Annotated in this window: 19 protein-coding genes; 9 read left to right on the top strand and 10 right to left on the bottom strand. The window is 64.3% G+C overall.

Annotation, left to right across the window (positions count from 1 at the left end; all coding sequences use genetic code 11):
- Position 1 precedes the first annotated feature (1 nt).
- Positions 2 to 436 (top strand): ion channel, encoded by a 435-nt coding sequence (locus R2B70_RS07155; RefSeq protein ID WP_209791613.1) that lies wholly within the window; start codon positions 2 to 4, stop codon positions 434 to 436.
- Between the two features lie 91 nt (positions 437 to 527).
- Here the strand turns inward: R2B70_RS07155 and R2B70_RS07150 are convergent, their stop codons facing one another.
- Positions 528 to 2216, bottom strand: a complete 1689-nt coding sequence (locus R2B70_RS07150; RefSeq protein ID WP_318162983.1) for an FAD-dependent oxidoreductase — start codon at positions 2214 to 2216, stop codon at positions 528 to 530.
- A gap of 134 nt (positions 2217 to 2350) precedes the next feature.
- On the opposite strand from R2B70_RS07150, the gene R2B70_RS07145 reads away from it, so the two are divergent.
- The 3 genes from R2B70_RS07145 to R2B70_RS07135 all read left to right on the top strand — a co-directional run bounded on the left by R2B70_RS07145 (position 2351) and on the right by R2B70_RS07135 (position 6943).
- The gene (locus R2B70_RS07145; RefSeq protein ID WP_318162982.1) at positions 2351 to 5290 is read left to right on the top strand and encodes a putative bifunctional diguanylate cyclase/phosphodiesterase; all 2940 of its coding nucleotides are present in this window, start codon (positions 2351 to 2353) and stop codon (positions 5288 to 5290) included.
- Between the two features lie 75 nt (positions 5291 to 5365).
- Complete coding sequence (gene pflA, locus R2B70_RS07140) at positions 5366 to 6208, top strand: pyruvate formate lyase 1-activating protein (RefSeq protein ID WP_318162981.1); 843 nt, start codon at positions 5366 to 5368, stop codon at positions 6206 to 6208.
- 93 nt (positions 6209 to 6301) lie between these two features.
- Complete coding sequence (locus R2B70_RS07135) at positions 6302 to 6943, top strand: energy-coupling factor ABC transporter permease (RefSeq protein ID WP_318162980.1); 642 nt, start codon at positions 6302 to 6304, stop codon at positions 6941 to 6943.
- A gap of 57 nt (positions 6944 to 7000) precedes the next feature.
- On the opposite strand, the gene R2B70_RS07130 is transcribed toward R2B70_RS07135, so the two are convergent.
- From R2B70_RS07130 to R2B70_RS07115, 4 genes are all read right to left on the bottom strand, one after another.
- The gene (locus R2B70_RS07130; RefSeq protein WP_042079229.1) at positions 7001 to 7693 is read right to left on the bottom strand and encodes an ABC transporter permease; all 693 of its coding nucleotides are present in this window, start codon (positions 7691 to 7693) and stop codon (positions 7001 to 7003) included.
- A gap of 3 nt (positions 7694 to 7696) precedes the next feature.
- Positions 7697 to 8437 carry an ABC transporter permease gene (locus R2B70_RS07125; RefSeq protein WP_042079228.1) on the bottom strand — a complete coding sequence of 247 codons (741 nt, stop codon included), beginning with the start codon at positions 8435 to 8437 and terminating at the stop codon, positions 7697 to 7699.
- A 105-nt stretch (positions 8438 to 8542) separates the two neighbouring features.
- Complete coding sequence (locus tag R2B70_RS07120; protein ID WP_010674268.1) at positions 8543 to 9316, bottom strand: ABC transporter substrate-binding protein; 774 nt, start codon at positions 9314 to 9316, stop codon at positions 8543 to 8545.
- A 58-nt stretch (positions 9317 to 9374) separates the two neighbouring features.
- A complete protein-coding gene (locus R2B70_RS07115) occupies positions 9375 to 10145 on the bottom strand; it encodes an ABC transporter ATP-binding protein (RefSeq protein WP_010674267.1) in 771 nt (256 codons plus the stop codon).
- 533 nt (positions 10146 to 10678) lie between these two features.
- On the opposite strand from R2B70_RS07115, the gene R2B70_RS07110 reads away from it, so the two are divergent.
- Entirely contained in the window at positions 10679 to 11581 is a 903-nt protein-coding gene (locus tag R2B70_RS07110; RefSeq protein ID WP_252422431.1) for a lysine exporter LysO family protein, read from the top strand.
- Positions 11582 to 11672: 91 nt separating this feature from the next.
- Here R2B70_RS07110 and iadA read toward each other — a convergent pair whose 3' ends face one another.
- Both iadA and R2B70_RS07100 read right to left on the bottom strand, forming a co-directional pair.
- Positions 11673 to 12803: a beta-aspartyl-peptidase gene (gene iadA / locus R2B70_RS07105; RefSeq protein ID WP_318162979.1), complete on the bottom strand. Its 1131-nt coding sequence runs from the start codon at positions 12801 to 12803 to the stop codon at positions 11673 to 11675.
- A gap of 58 nt (positions 12804 to 12861) precedes the next feature.
- On the bottom strand, positions 12862 to 13641 hold the full coding sequence (locus tag R2B70_RS07100) for an ABC transporter substrate-binding protein (RefSeq protein ID WP_412055167.1): 780 nt from the start codon (positions 13639 to 13641) through the stop codon (positions 12862 to 12864).
- 408 nt (positions 13642 to 14049) lie between these two features.
- Here R2B70_RS07100 and R2B70_RS07095 point away from each other — a divergent pair, with 408 nt between their 5' ends.
- Together R2B70_RS07095 and R2B70_RS07090 are read left to right on the top strand one after the other, a co-directional pair.
- Entirely contained in the window at positions 14050 to 14664 is a 615-nt protein-coding gene (locus R2B70_RS07095) for an ACP phosphodiesterase (RefSeq protein WP_209791587.1), read from the top strand.
- Between the two features lie 187 nt (positions 14665 to 14851).
- Positions 14852 to 16186 carry a metal-dependent hydrolase family protein gene (locus R2B70_RS07090; RefSeq protein ID WP_216989958.1) on the top strand — a complete coding sequence of 445 codons (1335 nt, stop codon included), beginning with the start codon at positions 14852 to 14854 and terminating at the stop codon, positions 16184 to 16186.
- Positions 16187 to 16254: 68 nt separating this feature from the next.
- Here the strand turns inward: R2B70_RS07090 and R2B70_RS07085 are convergent, their stop codons facing one another.
- A complete protein-coding gene (locus R2B70_RS07085; RefSeq protein ID WP_209791583.1) occupies positions 16255 to 16635 on the bottom strand; it encodes a DUF2069 domain-containing protein in 381 nt (126 codons plus the stop codon).
- The gene (arsC, locus tag R2B70_RS07080) at positions 16632 to 16982 is read right to left on the bottom strand and encodes an arsenate reductase (glutaredoxin) (RefSeq protein WP_318162977.1); all 351 of its coding nucleotides are present in this window, start codon (positions 16980 to 16982) and stop codon (positions 16632 to 16634) included. Before arsC ends, R2B70_RS07085 begins: the two co-directional genes overlap by 4 nt.
- Before the next feature lie 58 nt (positions 16983 to 17040).
- Between arsC and R2B70_RS07075 the strand changes: the two genes are divergently transcribed.
- Complete coding sequence (locus R2B70_RS07075; protein WP_042077010.1) at positions 17041 to 17520, top strand: TlpA family protein disulfide reductase; 480 nt, start codon at positions 17041 to 17043, stop codon at positions 17518 to 17520.
- 77 nt (positions 17521 to 17597) lie between these two features.
- On the opposite strand, the gene R2B70_RS07070 is transcribed toward R2B70_RS07075, so the two are convergent.
- Positions 17598 to 19052 carry a M48 family metalloprotease gene (locus R2B70_RS07070; protein ID WP_244462926.1) on the bottom strand — a complete coding sequence of 485 codons (1455 nt, stop codon included), beginning with the start codon at positions 19050 to 19052 and terminating at the stop codon, positions 17598 to 17600.
- Positions 19053 to 19179: 127 nt separating this feature from the next.
- Between R2B70_RS07070 and R2B70_RS07065 the strand changes: the two genes are divergently transcribed.
- The gene (locus tag R2B70_RS07065) at positions 19180 to 19437 is read left to right on the top strand and encodes a sulfurtransferase TusA family protein (protein ID WP_219143983.1); all 258 of its coding nucleotides are present in this window, start codon (positions 19180 to 19182) and stop codon (positions 19435 to 19437) included.
- Positions 19438 to 19444: the final 7 nt, after the last annotated feature.

The raw sequence follows: 19444 nt of genomic DNA, 5'->3' as shown, positions 1-19444 counted from the left end.
TATGTTTACGATTTTTCTGGTCGGCATCCCGGTGATCCTGGTCAACATGCTGTTGCAATCCCTGGTCTCCGTCTGGTGCATCCGCTTCTATGTCAAGCGGTTCCATCGCCGCGAGGGGGCCCTGGCCGGCATGCTGGCCCTGTTTGGCATCATCACCCTGGTGATGCTCGGCAACCTGGCCCAGATTGGCGTCTGGGGAGCGCTCTTCCTGTGGCTTGGGGAGTTCGACACCCTGCAGGAGGCCGTCTACCACTCCGGCGTCAACTTCGCCACCCTGGGCTATGGCGACATCGTCATGAGCGCGCAGTGGAAGCTGCTGGGCCCGCTGGAGGCGGTCAACGGCGCCCTGATGATAGGCCTCTCCGGCGCCTGCATGTTGGCGGTACTGCAGCACCATATCCGCAAGCAGCTCGACGACGCCCCCTCACCACGGTGAGCAACCTTGGTGCGAGAGAGAAGGGCCACTCCATGGAGTGGCCCTTCTCTCTCAGGAGCCGGCTCACCGGCCCCTTAGCACCAGTCCATCCCTACTCGGCGCACGCCATCAGCCAGGTCTTGAAGCCGCCGGAGAGGTTCTTCACCCGAAAGCCGTGCTGGCTCAGCAGGCGGCAGGCCACGTGGCCGCGCAGCCCCACCTGACAGCTGATGAGCAGCTCTTTATCCTTGGGCAGTTCATGGAGGCGACTGCGCAGCTCATCCAGAGGGATGTGCAGCGCCCCCGGGATGCGACCCAGCTTGTCGAGCTCGGGGCCGCTGCGCACATCCAGCACCTGTTGATGAGGGTGGCGGGCCTGCACCTCGGCGGCGTGACAGAGCTGGGTATCTCCCTTCAGATGGTTGCTCGCCACGAAGCCCGCCATGTTGATCGCGTCCTTGGCCGAGCCGAAGGGGGGCGCATAGGTGAGCTCCAGATCCTGCAGATCGAACACGGTGAGACCGGCGCGCTGGGCCACCGCCAGCACGTCGATGCGCTTGTCGACCCCGTCCTTGCCGATGGCCTGGGCACCGTAGATCTTGCCGTCCGGCGCAAACAGCAGCTTGAGGCTGATCGGGTGGGCGCCGGGGTAGTAGCCGGCGTGGCTGCCCGGGTGCACATAGGCCTTCTCGAACGGCAAGCCCAGCTGCACCAGCCGCTTCTCGTTCAGCCCCGTGCTCGCCACCGCCAGATCGAACAGCTTGCAGATGGCGGTGCCTTGCGTCTTCTTGTAGGTCTCGCTTCGACCCAGCATGTTGTCGGCGGCGATGCGTCCCTGGCGGTTGGCGGGCCCCGCCAGCGGGATCAGCACCGGCTCGCCGGTGACGAAGTCGGTCTCCTCCACCGCGTCCCCCACCGCATAGATGAAGGGATCCGAGGTGCGCATCCCGGCGTCCACCTTGATGCCGCCGCGGGGTCCCAGCTCCAGCCCGGCCTTTGACGCCAGCAGGGTCTCCGGCTTGACGCCGATGGCGAGGATCAGCAGGCCGGTGTCGAGCCGGCTGCCATCGCTCAGGGTCAGCCGCAGGCCGCCCCCTTGGGCGCTCGCCACCGCCGAAGTCTTCTCTGCCGGCACCGCCAGGCTCTCGATGGCACTGAGGCCGGTGCGCAGGCGAAGATCGATCCCCTCCTCCCGGATGCGGGCGTGCAGCAGGTTGGCCATCTCTTTATCAATCGGCACCATCACCTGATCGGAGAGCTCCAGCAGGGTGACCTCGAGCTTGCGCTGGTGCAGCGCCTCCATCATCTCCAGCCCGATGAAGCCGCCCCCCACCACGGTGACATGGCGCGGCTTGTCGTGCGCCAGCGCCGCCAGGATGCGGTCCATGTCGGGAATGCTCCGCAGGGTATGCACTCCCGGGCTGTCGATGCCGGGGAAAGGCGGCCGTATGGGGGCGGCGCCCGGGCTCAGCAGCAGTCTGTCATAGGGCTCGCGCCGCTCCTCACCGGTCTGCAGGTTGCGCACCAGCAGGGTCTTGCCGGCCTTGTCTATCTCGATGACGTCGTGAAAGACCCGCACATCCACGTTGAAGCGGCGCTTGAAGCTTTGCGGCGTCTGCAGCAGCAAGGCATCCCGGTCGGGAATGTCCCCCCCGATGTGATAGGGCAGCCCACAGTTGGCGAAGCTGACGAACTCGCCCCGCTCGAACACCACTATCTCGGCCTCTTCGTTCAAACGACGGGCGCGGGCCGCCGCCGACGCCCCCCCGGCTACACCACCCACAATCAGGATCCGTTTCATCTGCAAGACTCCGCTCAACATGAGATGACCAATAAATTAGGCATTTCTAATTTAGATATCAATGAAATTTTGTTTGCCACGGTTTTGCAGTATTCTTGGCCTCCGACAATTGCTCAACAGGATAGTGTCAGTTCATGTCGTCTACCGCGCTCAGCCATCTCCCGACCGCCAGCCAGGCCCCGCTGTTCTTTCGCCTGGATACCCGTAGTCAACGGCTGGTCGCCCTGACCGATGTGATGCAGACCCCGCTCCACTGGCTCGACGAACCCCGCAGCGCCTGGCCGGCCCAGTTGCCGGAAGCCCTGCGCCAGCCCATCGAGCAGCGCCTCGCCAGCGGCAAGGGGGGCAAGCTCCTGCTGCGCTTTGACTCCCTGCTGTGGCATGTCTCCCTCTCTCGCGAGCAGGACGCCTTCTGGCTCATCTGCCTGCAGACCCAGCCTCAGGAGAGTGCGGCCAACCTGTCGCTGCAACTGCCGCGCCTGAGCCAGATGGCCAGCCAGCGGCAATACGCCCCCATGCTGGAGAGCCTCAAGGAGTGCCTGGGCGCCGATCGCCTGATCCTCTGGCACTACCAGGCCAATGGCCCCCTCGGCAGCGAACAGCTGACCCCGGTGTTCACCCTGGGGGTGGAATCCGTTGGCGCCATCCGCGGCGACAGCCGCTATATCCGCGCCCTGCGCACCCGGGGCGCCCTGAGCTTCTCGGAGGCGGCGCACCAGCCCATGCTGAGCCAGCACTATTACCTGGCCGATGCCAGCGTCAGCTCCCGCCTGGACGGCGCCCTGCTGGAGCAGGAGAAGCTCGTCGGCGTGCTCAGCCTCGAGTATGCCGAAACCACCCTGATCGGCGACGAGACGCTGCAACTGGTGCGTCACTGCGCCCAGTTGCTGGGCCACTGGCAACCGGAGCCCGTGGCGACGGAATCTCCGCTCATCCCCTCTCCCGACGGACTGGCCAACAAGACCGGCAGCGATTACTGCCGCGCCCTGGTGCGATGGGCCATGGACGCCAGCGGCGCCACCATCGGCTGGATCGGCGAGTTTCAGCCTCGCGGCCAGGATCTCTGGCTCATTCCGCGCTGCGTGCTGGAAGGGGATACCTTCTCCGCCGTCAAGCCCATGCGCATGGAGATGGGCCCGGGCCGGGAGATCTACCAGCACGGCCAGAGCCTCTACGTGGAAGACCTGCCCCTGCGCTACCCCCAGGCCAGCCAGCTGCTGGCCCTCAATGCCAGGAGCTACATCGGCATCCCCTTCCAGGGCGCAAACGGCCTCCCCCTGGGTCAGCTCACCCTGCTGCTCGCCGGGCCGCTTGCCGACCCCATGCCCCTGCTCGACGCCCTCTACGAGCAGCGTGAGCGGGCCGCCGTCGAGCTGCAGCGCATCGCCAATGACGATGCCCTGCGCCTGGCCGAGGTGGCCTTCAACACCCACGACGGCCTGCTGGTGATGGATCACGGCGGCATCATCCTCAAGGTCAACGCCTCCTTCAGCCGCATCACCGGCTTTGCGGGCGAGGAGATGATCGGCCAGCACATCGACACCCTGAGGCCCACCTACTACGGCGACAGCCTGAAAGAGGAGGTGGTCGCCGCCGTCAACCGGCAGGGGTACTGGAGCGGGGAGGAGCAGTGCCTGCACAAGGCGGGGCATCTCTTCCCGGTGCGGCTCATGGTGAGTGGCGTCAGGGATGATCTGGGGGAGCTCAGCCACTTCGTCAGCAGCTTCCACGACATCACCCAGGAGAAGGAGACGGCCCGCCACATCGAGCGCCTCGCCTATTACGACGACCTGTGCGATCTCTACAACAGGCGCAGCCTGAACGACATCATGCAGCGCACCCTGCAGACCCCGAGCGGTCAGTGGGGGGCCCTGCTGCTGCTGGATCTGGACAACTTCAAGTCGATCAACGACTCCCTCGGCCACGCCTGCGGCGACCTGCTGCTCCAGGCCGTGGTGGTGCGCCTCAAGTCCCTGCCCCAGGAGAACCTGGTGCTGGCCCGCACCTCGGGGGACGAGTTCGCCCTGCTGTTTACCGCCCTGGGCCAGGGCTATGTCACCGCCAAGATCCTGGCGGAGCACTTCGCCCGGGAGCTGATGGCTATCTTCCGCCACCCCTTCGACATCGGCGATCACAAGCTGCACTGCAGCGCCTCGGTGGGGATCAGCCTGTTCAGCGATGATGACAAGGATCACCTGATCCTGATGCAGCAGGCCGATACCGCCGTCCACATGGCCAAGCGCGCCGGTCAGGGCAACCACATCTTCTTCAGCGAGGCCATGGCGGAGAGGGAGAAGAGCAAGCTCTCTCTCAATAACCAGTTGCGCGATGCCCTGCGCAACAACGAGCTGGTGTTGCACTACCAGCCCCAGTACAGAGTCGACAACGGCAGCCTCTCCGGCGTGGAGGCGCTGCTTCGCTGGCAGAAGGCCGATGGCACCATGGTGCCCCCCGGCGAGTTCATCCCCATCGCCGAAGAGACCACCCTCATCCAGGAGATAGGTTACTGGGTGATGAAGACCGCCTGCGCCCAGTACAGCTTCTGGCTCAACAACGGCCTGGTCATCCCCCACCTGTCGGTCAACGTCAGCGCCCGCCAGTTCCACACCGCCGGCTTCGTACAGCAGGTGGAGTACATACTGCGGGACACCGGCGTGCCCCCGTCGCGCCTGCTGCTGGAGGTCACCGAGTCCGTGGTGCTGGAAAACCGGCTGGAAAGCATCGCCAGGATCCGCCAGCTCAAGGCCCTGGGCCTGCTCATCTCCATCGACGATTTCGGCACCGGCTACTCCTCACTGGCTTATCTGCGCGATCTGCCCGCCGATGAGGTCAAACTGGATAGAAGCTTCATCCAGACGCTGGTGCACAGCGAGCAGGACAAGGCCATCGTCAAGGCCATCCTGGACTTGGCCAAGGTCTTTCGCTTCACCGTGACCGCCGAAGGGGTGGAGGAAGAGGAGCAGCTCGCCGTGCTCAAGGCCCTGGGATGCCAGCATTATCAGGGCTTCCTCACCAGCAGGCCGCTCCCCGTCAAGGAGCTGGAGCGTCTGCTTGGCGGAGCCCGGCCAGGCTAAACATGTAGGATTTATAGGGCTTTCTGTCATAAAATAACGACCGCTAGTACCCTGTCCGAACCATTGGAGTCGTCTATGTCAGTCATTAACCGGAACCCTGTCGTTGAAACCAAGGGGCCTGCCGCCCACGGCGCACAGCGGATCCCCGCCGTTGAAGCCGGCGACGCCAGCAGTACCGAAGTGATTGGCAGGATCCACTCCGTCGAGACCTGCGGCACCGTCGACGGCCCCGGCATTCGCTTCATCGTGTTCATGCAGGGCTGCCTGATGCGCTGCAAGTACTGCCACAACCGGGATACCTGGGACACCCAGGGCGGCCGCGAGGTCACCGTGCCCGAGCTGATGAAGGATCTCACCAGCTATCGCCACTTCATGAATGCCTCGGGCGGCGGCGTCACCGCCTCCGGAGGCGAAGCCATGCTGCAGCAGGAGTTCATCGCCGAGCTGTTCGCCGCCTGCAAGGCGCAGGGGATCCACACCTGCCTGGATACCAACGGTTTCGTGCGCCACTACGACGAGCTGCTCGATCGGGTGCTCGACAACACCGATCTGGTGCTGCTCGACATCAAGCAGATCAACGACGAGAAGCACATTCCGCTTACCCACGTCAGCAACAAGTACACCCTGGAGTTCGCGCGCTATCTGGCGTCCCGCGGCCAGACCATGTGGATCCGCTACGTGGTGGTGCCCACCTGGTCCGACGATGACGAGAGTGCCGAAGGGCTCGGCCAGTTCATCGCCGAGCTGGGGGAGTGCGTCGAGAAGGTGGAGCTGCTGCCCTACCATGAGCTCGGCAAGCACAAGTGGGACGTGCTGGGGGACACTTACGATCTGGTCGGGATCAAGCCCCCCAGCAAGGAGACCATGGACAGGATCCAGGGCATCCTCGGCAAGTATCACCCCAACGTGAAGTATTGAGACAGGAGGCCGCCCGGCAGAGGGCGGCCTCTTTTCATTGTGCCGCCAGCGCCCGGGCTCATCACCGGGCAGTGACATCCGAGGGAACAGGTCATGAGTGAAGGACAAGTCGTCGCCCTCCTGCTCTGGCTGGTGCTGCTCGCCTTCAGCCTGAACGCCTCCCTGCTGCGCACCCTCCACGCCAACCCGCTCTACCAGCACCTCTGCCTGGGGAGCGCCATCGTCCTGGTACCGCTCTGGACCCTGCGGGCCGGGCTGCACGACGGGCTGGAGATCCACTTTCTCGGCCTCACCAGCCTGACCCTGCTGCTGGGCTGGCGTCTCGCCCTGCTCGCCCCCTGCCTCACCCTGCTGATCCTCGCTGCCTTCGATGTCACCGAACTCGCGGACATCGGCTGGCAGGCCCTGATTGGCGTCGCCCTGCCGGTGGCCACCAGCTGGCTGCTGTTTCTGGCGAGCTGGGCCTGGCTGCCCCGCCACCTCTTCGTCTACCTGTTCGTGGCCGCCTTTCTCGGCGGCGCGCTCAGCATCTCGGTCAAGGTGATCGCCAGCGCCCTGCTGATGGGGATGAGCGGCACCTACCCCTGGCACACCATCGGCGCCGACTACCTCTCCATCTGGCCCCTGCTGCTCTTCCCCGAGGCCCTGCTCAACGGCATGACCATGACACAGCTCGCCGTCTATCGCCCTCACTGGGTCAACACCTTCTTCGATCGGGAGTATCTGGGGCGCTGATCCTGCTCCGCTGTTCATAAAAAAGCCCGCAATCGCGGGCTTTGTTGTCTTTGCACATCACACGCTGCGGGGGCGCAGGTGGGCGTGCCAGCGGGCCTCCCACTTCTTGAACAGCCAGACGATGGCGAAGGTGAGCAGCATGTAGAGCAGGCCGGCGGTCAGGAACGCCTCGAACGGGCTGTAGTAGCGGGAATTGATGATCCGCGCGGCCCCCGTCAGGTCGACTATGGTGATGATGCCCGCCACCGCCGAGCCCTGCAGCATGAAGATCACCTCGTTGCTGTAGGCGGGCAGCGCACGGCGAAACGAGTTGGGCAGTATGATGCGGGTGAGGGTCTGCCAGCGGGTCATGCCGAAGGCGCTTGCCGCCTCTATCTGCCCCTTGGGCATGTTCATCACGGCGCCCCGCACTATCTCGGCGGTGTAGGCACCGGTGTTGAGGGTGAACGCCAGCAGGGCGCAGAACCAGGCCTCGGAGAAGAGGGACCAGGCCGCGCTGTTCTTCAGCCACTCCCACTGGGCGGCGCCGTAGTAGATGATGAAGAGCTGCACCAGCAGCGGGGTGCCGCGGAAGAAGTAGATATAGGCCCAGATCGGTCCCTTGATCAGCCAGTTGCGGCTGTTGCGCAGTATGCCCATGGGCACCGCCAGCAGGAGCCCTAGCATGAGGGAGGCCGCCACCAGCCAGATGGTGGTGTAGAAGCCCTCCCAGTAGGTGGGCCACTCCGTGAGAATGATCGAGAAATCCATGGCTTACCTCGTCTTGATCGCGTAGTGACGCTCGGCCCACTTGAGCGCCGAGGTAGAGACTGCGGTGAAGATCAGGAAGATCAGCGCCACCGCCATGTAGAAGGTGAACGGCTGCTGGGTCGAGCCAGCCGCGAGCGACGCCTTGCGCACCATGTCATCGAGCCCGATGATGGAGACCAAGGCCGTGGTCTTGAGCAGTACCAGCCAGTTGTTGCCAAACCCCGGCAGGGCGTGGCGCATCATCTGGGGGAAGAGGATCCGCACAAACACCTGGCTCGCCCGCATGCCAAAGGCGCGCGCGGCCTCGAGCTCTCCCTTGTCCACCGCCAGGATGGCGCCGCGGAAGGTCTCGGTCATGTAGGCGCCGAAGATGAAGCCGATGGTGGCCACCCCGGCCGCAAACGGGCTGATGTCGATGTAATCTGGCAGCAACGAGACCCACTCCTGGTTCGGATTGCTCTCGAGCAGGTAGTTGTTGTACGCCTCGTTGACCCAGGTGCAGATCCCGTTGATGAGGACCTGACCGCCGAAGAACAGCAGCATCATCAGCACCAGATCCGGAATGCCGCGAATGACGGTGGTGTAGGCCGCCGCGATGCCGCGCGCCCACTTGTAGGGGGAAAGCTTGGCCAGGGCCCCCAGCATGCCGAGCACCAGGGCCAGCAGCAGGGAGGCGATCGCCACCTCCAGGGTGATCCAGGCCCCCTCCAGCAGGGAGGTTTCGTATCCTTTCAAATCAAACATATGCAATGCAGCTCCATCGCAATCGGGCCCGTCACTCCCAGCGGAAGGCAACGGGCCCGATGACTACTGACGGGATCAACCTGTCGTTGTTCGCCTGACGTTGACTTACTCGCCGTACACGTCGAAGTCGAAGTACTTGTCGTTGATTTCCTTGTACTTGCCGTTGGCGCGCAGGGCCAGGATGGCGGCATTGAATTTCTCTTTCAGATCCTTGTCCGCCTTGCGCACCGCGATGCCGGCACCCTCGCCAAACCACTTGGGATCGGTCAGTTTCGGGCCGATGAACTCGAAGGCATCACCGCCCTCTTTCTTCAGCAGGCCGTCGCTGATGGCGGCGGAGTCGGCCATCACGTAATCGACGCGGCCGGACTTCAGGTCGAGATAGGCCTCATCCGCGGTGCCGTAGCGCTTGATGGTGGCATTGGGGAAGTTGTCGGTGATGTAGGTGTCCATGGAGGTGGCACGCTGCACGGCGATGGTCTTGCCATCCATGAAGGCCTTGTCCAGCTGGATCTCGGTGCCCTTCTTGGCGGCGAAGCGGGCCGGAATGTGCTGGTACTTCTGGGTGAAGTCCACCTTCTTCTTGCGCTCTTCGGTGATGTCCATGGTGGCGATGATGGCGTCATACTTGCGCGACAGCAGCGCCGGAATGATGCCGTCCCAGTCCTGCTTGATCAGGGTGCACTTCACCTTCATCTCCTCGCACAGGGCGTTGGCGATGTCGATGTCGAAGCCTTTCACCTCGCCGCTCGGCTCGGTCCAGGAGAAGGGGGGATAGGCCCCTTCCACCCCGATCCGCACCTCTTTCCACTCCTTGGCCATCAGGCTACCGGAACACAGGGCCGTCATCACGGCAGTCGCCAGCATCAGCTTGTTCATGTATCTCTCCTTGATAAACACGTCGATCGTTGAAAGTACGGAAATAGCATCCCGTCCATCAATAGATGGAGGAGATGAATTGCTTGAATCGCTCCGACTTGGGATGAGCGAAGATCTCCTTGGGATTGCCCTCCTCCTCCACCCGCCCCTGATGCAGGAACATGACCTTGTTCGACACATCGCGGGCAAAGGACATCTCGTGGGTCACCACCATCATGGTGCGCCCCTCTTCCGCCAGCTCGCGCATCAGGCCGAGCACCTCGCCCACCAGCTCGGGGTCGAGGGCCGAGGTCGGCTCGTCGAACAGCATCACTTCCGGCTCCACCGCCAGCGCACGGGCGATGGCCGCCCGCTGCTGCTGGCCACCTGAGAGGTGGCCGGGGTAGTAGTCGCGTCGCTCCCAGAGCCCGACCCGGTTCAGCAGATGCTCCGCCTTGGCGATGGCCTCGGCACGGGGCACCTTGAGCACCTGGATGGGCACTTCGATGATGTTCTGCATGATGGTCATGTGCGACCAGAGATTGAAGCTCTGAAACACCATGGCCAGCCGGCTGCGGATACGCTCCACCTGGCGCATGTCCTCCGGCAGCCGCTCACCGGAACGACTGGTCTTCATCCGGATCAGTTCCCCATGCAGGGAGACGCTGCCCGACGAAGGGGTTTCAAGCAGATTGATACAGCGTAGAAAGGTCGACTTCCCCGAACCCGAGGAGCCGATGAGGGAGATCACATCCCCCTTGTGGGCCGTCATATCGATGCCCTTGAGCACTTCGTGGGTGCCAAAATACTTGTGCAGATCACGAACTTCCAGTGCGGCAACGTCGCTCATCCATTACAACCTTGTCTGTCCCTAGACGCCGCTTCGGCGTGACACCACCACCGGAACATTTAACAAAACGTTAACCGATGGCAACCTTCAGCGAAAATATCATTCAGGTAGTTAAAAAACAATACAGAACCGAGGTATTTGGTGGTTTATCTGTATTTTTATTGGCCTGACCGGTATTTTTCAGCACTTTGTCTGCATAAAATGCATTTTTTGTCACCGGTGCCATACCGACCTTTTATACCCGCAACGCACTGGTGGCAAGAATATTCCACCATCCACGCCGGATGTCACCCAAAATGACTTTATTCATCCGGCATAGTCACCACCGTCGCACAATTTTACGGGGATGGAATTGATTTTACTGGTGATGTGCCCCCCATCCCCGGACCTTGCCCCTCCCCTCCCTCCTCAAAAAAACATAACAATGTTATAAAAAAGGCCCGTATGGGGCACTCAAACACCGGGATATGTGACACAGACGCAACAAGTCGTGATAAGGTGCCGTTTCTCCCAGTTTTGTGACCGAGGCCCCGATGTTGCTCAATGTGTTGCTGATCCTGCTGCCGCTCGTGATCGGCTATCTGATCCCCCTCTCCTCCACCCGGCTGGTCAAGCTGGTCAACCAGTCGCTGGGCAAGATGGTCTATCTCATCCTGTTCCTGATGGGGCTGGGGCTCGCCTACGTGGAGAACCTCGGCAGCAACCTGGCGGTGATCTTCAAGGTGGCCGGCATCATGCTGACCGCCATTACCCTGTGCAACCTGCTGGCCCTCTGGTGGCTGGACAGGCGCAGCCCGCCCACCCACGAGGCGAGCGACGGCAAGATGCCGAGCAAGCTGCACCTCCTGTGGGAATCCCTCCAGCTCTGTTTCGTGGTGCTGGGGGGCGTCCTGCTGGGGCTGCTGGTGGACCTGCGCGCCCTGCCCATCGACCGCTTGAGCGAATGGGCCCTGATGCTGCTGCTGCTGCTCATCGGCATCCAGATGCGCAACTCCGGCATGCACCTGCGCCAGATCCTGCTCAACCCCTGGGGCATGAAGATCGCCGCCACCGTCATCGTCAGCAGCTGGCTCGGCAGCCTGCTGGCCTCACAACTGCTGGGCATGCCCTTTGCCCACGGGCTGGCCATGAGCTCCAGCTTCGGCTGGTACTCGCTCTCCGGCATCCTGGTGGCGGACAAGCTGGGCCCCGTGCTGGGTTCGGCCGCCTTCATCAACGATCTGGGGCGCGAGCTGATCGCCATCCTGATCATTCCCATCCTGATGCGCCGCCACCCCTCCGCCGCCATCGGCTACGGTGGCGCCACGGCGCTGGACTTCACCCTGCCGGTCATCCAGAAGTCCGGCGGCATCCAGGTGGTGCCGGTGGCCATCGTCTCCGGCTTCCTTCTGAGCCTGCTCGGCCCCATCCTGATCCTGGGGTTCCTGGCCATCTGACCGGGACACACACCGCAAAAAACGAAGCCCGGCCCCCATGCCGGGCTTTTCGTATGTGAACGGGGATGAAGAGATCCGGCTCATGCGCCACTCAGGCTCGCCACTGGCCGCCGCTCATGACCCTTGCTATGGCGAGGGTCTCGGGGTCGATGAGCAGCAGATCCGCGTCCTGCCCCACCCCCAGGGAGCCCTTGCCGGTCAGCCCCAGCGCCCTGGCCGGGTTGGCCGTCACCACCGCCAGCGCGCTGGCAAGGGGCACGCCGAGGGCACAGGCCCGGATGCATTGCTGCCACAGGCTCCCTATCTGGCCGCTGCGCAGCTCGATGAGGCGCCCCTCGCCGTCGAAACGCGGCAGGCTGGCGTTGGCATCCGAGCTGAAACTGATGCGATCCCAGGGCACGCCGGCCGCCAGGAGCCCCACCAGGGCATCCGCCGCCAGCTGCTCGCCATCGTCCAGCAGGTCGGGGAAGCTGGAGGCTGTGAGATCCACCCAGCCCCCGGCCCGCCCCCAGTCGATGGCCTCGGCAAAGAGCCAGGGGTTGCGGTTGCAGTGGGTGGGGTAGAGCTGGCGCAGCGGGATGTCGGTGGCGTCCCGCAGGGCCCGCAGCGGCGCCAGCGCACCCCGGCCATCCCCCAGATGGAAGAAGCTCACTCCGCTCTTGCCCGAAAGCAACCCGGCCACCCGCGCCTCGCTCGCCAGCCGCGCCAGCTCGTCATGGGTGGGGGCGCTGGATCTGTGGTCGCTGATGGCCACCTCCCCAACCCCCAGCACCTCGGGGATCAGCATGATGTCCGACTCCACCGATCCGGTGAGGGTCTTGACCGGCAGGTGGTAGGAGCCGGTATACATGTAGGCGCTCACCCCGGCGGCACGAAACTCGCGCACCTTGCCGAGCACCTGGGCCGGGGTGCGGGTCAGGCTGTCGGTACCGAGCGCCGCCACCAGCGTCGTGACCCCGGCCGCCAGGGCCTCGTCGGCGGCGAGCTCCCGGGTGCGAAAGGCAAAGCCCCCCTCCCCGCCGCCCCCCGTGATGTGGGCGAGCGGGTCTACCAGCCCCGGCACCAGATAGCGGCCACGGCCGTCGACCCGCACCAGCGGCCAGTCGGCCGGCACCGTCAGCCCCCTGCCCATCCAGGCGATGCGACCATCGGCCACCAGCAGATCCTGCTGGCCGAGGGGGGCTGGAGTGAAGACCTCGGCCCCCTCGATCAGTGTCAACATGGGGTATCTCCTTGCTGCATGAAAAAAGAGGGAGCAAGCTCCCTCTGCCTGTTACCCATCAACCGCCATAGATGTCGTACTTGAAGTACTTCTGGTTGATCTCCTGATACTTGCCGTTGGCGCGAAGGGCCTTGATCGCCTCGTTCAGCTTGGCCCTGAGATCCTGATCCCCCTTGCGCACCGCGATCCCCATGCCGTCGCCAAACCACTGGCGATCGGTCAGGGCCGGCCCCACATACTCGAACTTGTCGCCCCCCTCCTTGCTGAGCAGCCCCTGATCGATGGCCGAGGCATCGGCCAGCAGGGCCAGCACCCGACCCGCCTTCAGATCGAGATAGGCCTCATCGGCACTGCCATAGCGCACTATGGTGACGTTGGAGCCAAAGTTGTCGGTCAGGTACTTGTCGTGGGTGGTAGCACGCTGCACCCCGATGCGCTTGCCCGCCATGCCCTCCGGCGTCAGCGTCAGCTCGGTGCCCTTGGCCGCCACGAAGCGGTTCGGGATGCGGGCGTATTTCTCGGTGAAGTCGACCTTCTTGCGCCGCTCATCGGTGATCGACATGGCGGCGATGATACCGTCGTATTTGCGCGACAGCAGCGCCGGGATCATGCCGTCCCAGTCCTGGGCCACCAGCTCGCACTTGACGGCCATCTGCTGGCACAGGGCGTTGGCCAGATCGATGTCGAAGCCTTTTATCTCCCCCGACGCGTCGGTCCAGGAGAAGGGAGGATAGGCCCCCTCCACGCCGAAGCGCACCGTCTTCCACTCCTTGGCGGTGACGGGGGTGGTCAGCAGGCAGGCAGCAAACAGGGCTGACAGGGTCAGTGTGGTCTTCATCATGAGTACTCCATTACATAGAAAGCGCACAGGCGCGGTCAAGGCATCGCAAGCGCGGGCAAGCGACGGCCAAAAAACGGCAAATTGCAGATGAGCAGGATTACGCCGCCATGGGCATCATTCGATTGGTTGGCGTCAATGAACTGCTCCGGGGCCTCGACTTATTCGTCGAACCACTCGGAGAGATAGAAAGGCTTGAAGTAGAAGGCCAGAAAAAAGCCTCTGGCTTTGCGCATCATGGTGATTTGTCGCGTCCTGTGACAAAGATGACATGCACCTTACCACGCCCCAAATTTGCCCCGCAAGGGGGCGCTGACGGCGCGATGAAAAATCCTGCCCATGGTCAATCCGGCCGGCATCCGTTAGGCTCGGATCACCCACTCCACCCTGGCACGCGAGCCGCAGCCCATGAACTTTCTGGCCCATCTTCATCTGGCGGCCCATACCCAGAGCTCCCTCACCGGCAACCTGCTGGGGGACTTCGTCAAGGGGCCGCTGCCATCGGGCCTGCCGGCCCCCTTCGACGAGGGGATCTGGCTGCACCGCAAGATAGATGCCTTCACCGACACCCACCCCGCCCACCGGGCGGCGGTCACCGGCTTCGAGGCCCCCTGGCGCCGTTTCGGCGGCATCCTGGTGGACATGCTCTACGACCACTGGCTCAGCCTGCACTGGCGGCAATTCAGCCCGCAGCCCCTGCCCCGCTTCCTGCACCAGAGCTATGGTCAACTTCTGGCGGACCATCATCGCCTGCCACAGGGACTGCCGCCGGCCCTCAGACGCATGGCCGAGCAGGACTGGATCGCCTCCTACCAGCACAGGGCGGGGCTGGGTCAGGCCCTCGACGGCATAGGTCGCCGCCTGCGGCGCCCCATGCCGCTCGGGGACGCGCTGCTGACCCTGGACCAGGCGCGCTGGGCCGAGGCGGAGCACGCCTTCCTGCGCTTCTATCCCGAATTGATGCGCTTTTGCGAGGAGCAGATCGCCGCGCACCGCACCACCGGGGAGCACCAGGTTCCCTAGGTTGCAGCCCGGCCCCCGTGGCCGAAAACGCGGGCGGGACGAGGAGTGAAACGGGTGATGGATCAGATTGGGTCTTTTTTGGCACCCCAAAAGGGAGGAGACTGGCGATACCGCTTCGCCCGGACTCAGACCGAGCGGGCACGGCTGGGCCAGACTCAGCGCCCTCAAGACCCAAGGAGACCTCTTCATGTCATCGCGATTATTCCGTAGCGCCCTGTGTGGCGCCCTCCTGATCGGCGGCGCCGTTCACGCCGCCGAAGCGGCTCGCCCCGCCATCTTGTTCGACAACGTACGCATCTTCGATGGCAAGGGAGGCGCCCTCAGCGCCCCCTCCTCCGTCCTGGTGGAAGGCAACCTGATCACCCAGATCAGCCGGGGCGGCATCAAGGTGGGGGGAGAGGTGCAGCGCATCGATGGCCAGGGCAAGACCCTGATGCCGGGCCTCATCGATGCTCATACCCACCTGATGTTCGCCACCCTGCCGCAGATCGCCGTGCTGACCAACGACGTCACCTTCACCACGGTGGCGGCGACCAGGGCAGCCCATGACATGCTGATGCGCGGCTTCACCAGTGCCCGTGATCTCGGCGGCCCCGTGTTCGGCCTCAAGAAGGGGATCGACATGGGGTTCATCGACGGCCCCCGTATCTGGCCCGCCGGCGCCATGATCTCCCAGTCGGGGGGCCACGGCGACTTCCGTCTGCCCAACGAGCTGCCGGCGCTGGCGGGACAATACTCCTTCGGCGAGCGGGCCAACGCGGCCATGGTCGCCGACAGCCCGGATGCGGTGCGCCAGCGCACCCGCGAGCAGCTGGCCCTCGGCGCCTCCCAGATCAAGGTGATGGCAGGTGGTGGTGTGGCCTCCAACTATGATCCCATCGACGTGACCCAGTACACGGTGCCGGAGATCCGCGCCGCCGTGGAGGCCGCCGACAACTGGGGCACCTATGTGACCGTGCACGCCTATACCCCGAAGGCGGTGCGCCAGGCCATCGAGGCTGGCGTCAAGTGCATCGACCACGGTCAGATGCTCGACGAGGATACCGCCAGGCTGATGGCCGAGAAGGGGGTCTGGTGGAGCCTGCAGCCCTTCACCGACGATCGCAAGTCCCCCTTCCCTGAGGGCTCGGCCAACCGTCTGAAGCAGCTTGAGATGTACAAGGGCACCGACCACGCCTATGCCATGGCCAAGAAGTTCGGCATCAAGACCGCATTCGGTACCGACGCCCTGTTCAGCGCCCAGGCCGCGGCCGATCAGGGCACCATGCTGGCCAAGATGGGCACCTGGTATACCCCGGCCGAGGTGTTGAAGATGGCCACCCATGACAACGCCGAGCTGCTGGCCCTCTCGGGCCCGCGCAATCCCTACCCGGGCAGGCTGGGGGTAGTGGAGACCGGGGCGCTGGCCGATCTGCTGCTGATCGACGGTGACCCGCTCAAGGATCTCGCCCTGGTGGCCGATCCGGCCAACCGCTTCAAGGTGATCATGAAGGACGGCAAGATCTACAAGAACACGCTCTGACCCCTCTGGACAAAAAAGGCCCCGAAAGGGGCCTCTTTTTGCTGCCGAACGGCCAGCGGTAGAGCGGCTCAGCGCTCCTCCTTCTTCTTGCGAATGCTGAGGCCCAGCTCCCGGCCCCGCAGCCGGGCGTAATAAATGGTGCCCACGAAGGCCAGGGTGGTGAAGATCAGCTCCACCACCGCAAGCCAGCGCTCCCCCTCGTCCGTGGTGATCAAGGTCAGGGCGTGGAGGAAGTAGGGCATCAGCACGAAGTTGCCCCAGGCGTGGGTGTAGGGGTTGCCCTGCACTATGCCCTTCAAGGGGAAGAGCAGCGGCACGGTCCAGATCACCGGCAGCAGCCAGGGGGCGAGCCCAGGGTGAGGCGAGAGCCACAGATGCCAGAGCAGGACCCAGGCCAGCAGGCCAAAGTAACCGACCAGAGTCAGCAGGCGGGCGAAGCGGGTGCTCACTTGAGGATCTCCAGCACCTGCTCGGGCGGGCGGCCGATGCGGGCCTGGCCGTTCCTGATGACGATGGGGCGCTCGATGAGCTTGGGATGCTGGTGCATGGCACGAATGAGGGCATCACCCGCTTGCTCGGCCAGTCCCAGCTCCTTGTAGAGATCTTCCTTGGTGCGCATCAGCTGGCGGGGATCGGTGAAGCCCAGCTGGCTCAGCAGGGTGCGGATCTCATCCTCGCTTGGCGCCTGCTCCAGGTAGAGCACCACCTCGGGGGCAACCCCGTGCTGTTCCAGCAGCGCCAGGGTTTCACGGCTCTTGGAGCAGCGCGGATTGTGATAGATTTGGGTCTCGCTCATGGTAACTCCCTGATATTGCAAGATGGGACGACAAGTGGCGCTATTGTAGGGGAAACCGATGGGCAGGGTAAGCGGGAAGGATATGGAAATGAAACGGATCTGTTGGCTGATTGTGGCGGCCTTGCTGGCGGCCTGCTCGCCAGCCCCGCGCTTCACCGATGCCACCGGGCAGGCCGTGAGCCTGTCCGACTTTGCCGGCAAGCCGCTGCTGGTCAACTACTTCGCCCCCTGGTGCGCCCCCTGCCTGCGGGAGATGCCCCTGCTCGCGGCCTTGCACCGGGAGGGGCAAATTGGGGTGATCGCCATCAACTATGATCCCGCCTCCCCCGCCGAGCTGACCGCGCTGGCCCGGCGCCACGGGATAGCCGTGCCCCTGCTGATCCCCGAGGACGAGTCCCGCCTCCCCTTCCCAAGGCCGGGGGCACTGCCCACCAGCTACCTGCTCGATGGCGAGGGGCGCCTGCTGGAGACCCTGGTGGGAGAACTCGATGAGGCCAGGCTGGCCGCCCTCACCACGCGGGTCGCGGCGCTTCCCTGAGCGGCGCGCCGAGCCCGGCAACGAAACGGGGTGCCCCATCTCTGGGGCACCCCGTTTCACCGATGGCGGACGAGCATTTACCCCTTGAGGCTGTCCAGATCCTTCTTGGCCCGCTCCAGCTGGGTGATGCGCGCCTCGATGCGGGCCAGGGTCAACTTGTCGCTGGTGGTGCCGCGGGCCACGATCAGCTCGTCGATGGCCGCCTGGTAGTCCCCACGCAGGGAGAGGGTCTCCGCCCGCGCCATGTGCAGGTCCGTCATCCTGCCCGCCTTGCGGTAGGCATCCGACAGCAGGCTCCAGGCCAGGCTGTTCTCGTCGTGCTCCCGGGCATAGGGGTCCAGGATGGCGATGGACTTCTGATAGTTCCCCCCCTCCAGATAGGCGTTGCCGAGGTTGACCACCACCACCTCGTTGTCCGGCATCCGGGTGCGGAAGCGCTCCAGCCTGGCGATGGCCTGGGCGCTGCGCCCCTTGGCGAGATCGATATCGGTCAGGGCGTCCACCACGAAGAGATCCTCCGGATGGCGGGTGGCCAGCTCCTGCATCAGGGCGTCGGCCTCGTCGGTGCGTTTGAGCTGCAGCAGGGCCAGCGCCTTGCCATAGAGGGCGGCGTCTTTGACGGGGTAATCCCCCTTCTGCAGGCGGCTGTCGAAGTAGGTGAGCAGCCCCTGGGGGGTCTCGGTGCCATAGCGCACCTGGATGCGCACCTTGGCCAGCCAGAAGTCGAGGCTGGGGGCGAGGGCGCGGCGGCCATAGCTGCCGGCACGGGCACGGGCCTCGCTGATCCGGGTCTCGGGCAGGGGGTGGGTCAGCAGCATCTCGGGCGGCTTGCTGGCGAAGCGGTACTCCGCCGCCAGTTTCTGAAAGAAGTTCGCCATGCCCATGGGATCGAACCCGGCGTCATACAGCGTCTTCATGCCGATGCGATCCGCCTCGTATTCGTTGTCCCGGGTGTAGTTGATGGCCGACTGCATCGACAGGCCCAAGGTGGTCTGCAGGGCGGCGATGCCGGCGGTGGGGTTGATCACCGCGAGCGCGATGGAGCCCACCAGGCCGGCCAGGGTCATGGCGGAGCTGCTCGCCTGGGCCTCCATATAGCGGGCGATGTGGCGCTGGGTCACGTGGGTGATTTCGTGGGCCAGGACAGAGGCCAGCTCGCTCTCGCTCTCCGCGTAGAGGAAGAGGCCGGTGTGCACCTTGACCCGGCCACCGAGGAAGGCGGCCGCGTTGATGCTGGGATCGTTGACGAGGAAGAAGGTAAAGGGGAAACGCACCCCGTCGGCGTTGGTGAGCAGTCGCTGACCCAGATCGTCGATGTATTCGTTCAGCACGGGATCGTCGATGATGGGCAGGCCCGCCCGGGCGAAGCGCATGAAGGCGTTGCCATAGCGCACCTCCTGCTCGATGGGCAGGGCGGCAACCCCGGCGGTCCCGATGTCGGGCAACTGGTTGCTCCCCTGGGCGTGGAAGGTCGCTCCCATCAGGGAGACCAGCAGGGGAAGCGATGCTATCAGGGGGGAAAAACGTGCCACGTTATCTCTATCTCCAATCAGACCCTACCGGGCATCGGCAGAATACCCTTGCCATTCAAGGCCCACAAGCGTTGTTTCATCCTGCCATCACGGCCATAATGACGGCCACGCACGCGATGGAATTCCCATGGAACAGCTCGACCTGACCCCCTGGCGTTGTCCCGAGCCCCTCATTCGGCTCAAGCTCTGGCTGCGCCAGGCTCGGCCCGGTCAATCCCTGCTCATTCTTCTGGGAGATCCCGGCTCAAGGCAAGACATTCCTGCCTATCTGCGCCGCCAGGGTCACGACGTCCGGCCACTGGAGGAGTCCGCCACCCGCCTCTCCCTGCTGCTCGTGGTCGCCGGGATGCCGCCATCGGCATCGGGCGACGCCTCCCTGCCATGACCCGTCA

It is taken from the genome of Aeromonas sp. XH, assembly GCF_033348475.1.
Classification (GTDB): Bacteria; Pseudomonadota; Gammaproteobacteria; order Enterobacterales; family Aeromonadaceae; genus Aeromonas; species Aeromonas sanarellii.
The sequence above is the reverse complement of the archived record's forward strand: the minus strand, read 5'-3'. Positions and strand labels throughout refer to the sequence as shown.

Coding starts and splice junctions, on each gene's coding strand:
- R2B70_RS07135 (WP_318162980.1), top strand. CDS start 6,302: ATGAGTGAAGGACAAGTCGTCGCCCTCCTGCTCTGGCTGGTGCTGCTC.
- arsC (WP_318162977.1), bottom strand. CDS start 16,982: ATGAGCGAGACCCAAATCTATCACAATCCGCGCTGCTCCAAGAGCCGT.
- R2B70_RS07100 (WP_412055167.1), bottom strand. CDS start 13,641: ATGAAGACCACACTGACCCTGTCAGCCCTGTTTGCTGCCTGCCTGCTG.
- R2B70_RS07090 (WP_216989958.1), top strand. CDS start 14,852: ATGTCATCGCGATTATTCCGTAGCGCCCTGTGTGGCGCCCTCCTGATC.
- R2B70_RS07145 (WP_318162982.1), top strand. CDS start 2,351: ATGTCGTCTACCGCGCTCAGCCATCTCCCGACCGCCAGCCAGGCCCCG.
- R2B70_RS07125 (WP_042079228.1), bottom strand. CDS start 8,437: ATGTTTGATTTGAAAGGATACGAAACCTCCCTGCTGGAGGGGGCCTGG.
- R2B70_RS07095 (WP_209791587.1), top strand. CDS start 14,050: ATGAACTTTCTGGCCCATCTTCATCTGGCGGCCCATACCCAGAGCTCC.
- iadA (WP_318162979.1), bottom strand. CDS start 12,803: ATGTTGACACTGATCGAGGGGGCCGAGGTCTTCACTCCAGCCCCCCTC.
- R2B70_RS07155 (WP_209791613.1), top strand. CDS start 2: ATGTTTACGATTTTTCTGGTCGGCATCCCGGTGATCCTGGTCAACATG.
- R2B70_RS07150 (WP_318162983.1), bottom strand. CDS start 2,216: ATGAAACGGATCCTGATTGTGGGTGGTGTAGCCGGGGGGGCGTCGGCG.
- R2B70_RS07130 (WP_042079229.1), bottom strand. CDS start 7,693: ATGGATTTCTCGATCATTCTCACGGAGTGGCCCACCTACTGGGAGGGC.
- R2B70_RS07120 (WP_010674268.1), bottom strand. CDS start 9,316: ATGAACAAGCTGATGCTGGCGACTGCCGTGATGACGGCCCTGTGTTCC.
- R2B70_RS07075 (WP_042077010.1), top strand. CDS start 17,041: ATGGGCAGGGTAAGCGGGAAGGATATGGAAATGAAACGGATCTGTTGG.
- R2B70_RS07110 (WP_252422431.1), top strand. CDS start 10,679: ATGTTGCTCAATGTGTTGCTGATCCTGCTGCCGCTCGTGATCGGCTAT.
- pflA (WP_318162981.1), top strand. CDS start 5,366: ATGTCAGTCATTAACCGGAACCCTGTCGTTGAAACCAAGGGGCCTGCC.
- R2B70_RS07065 (WP_219143983.1), top strand. CDS start 19,180: ATGGAACAGCTCGACCTGACCCCCTGGCGTTGTCCCGAGCCCCTCATT.
- R2B70_RS07115 (WP_010674267.1), bottom strand. CDS start 10,145: ATGAGCGACGTTGCCGCACTGGAAGTTCGTGATCTGCACAAGTATTTT.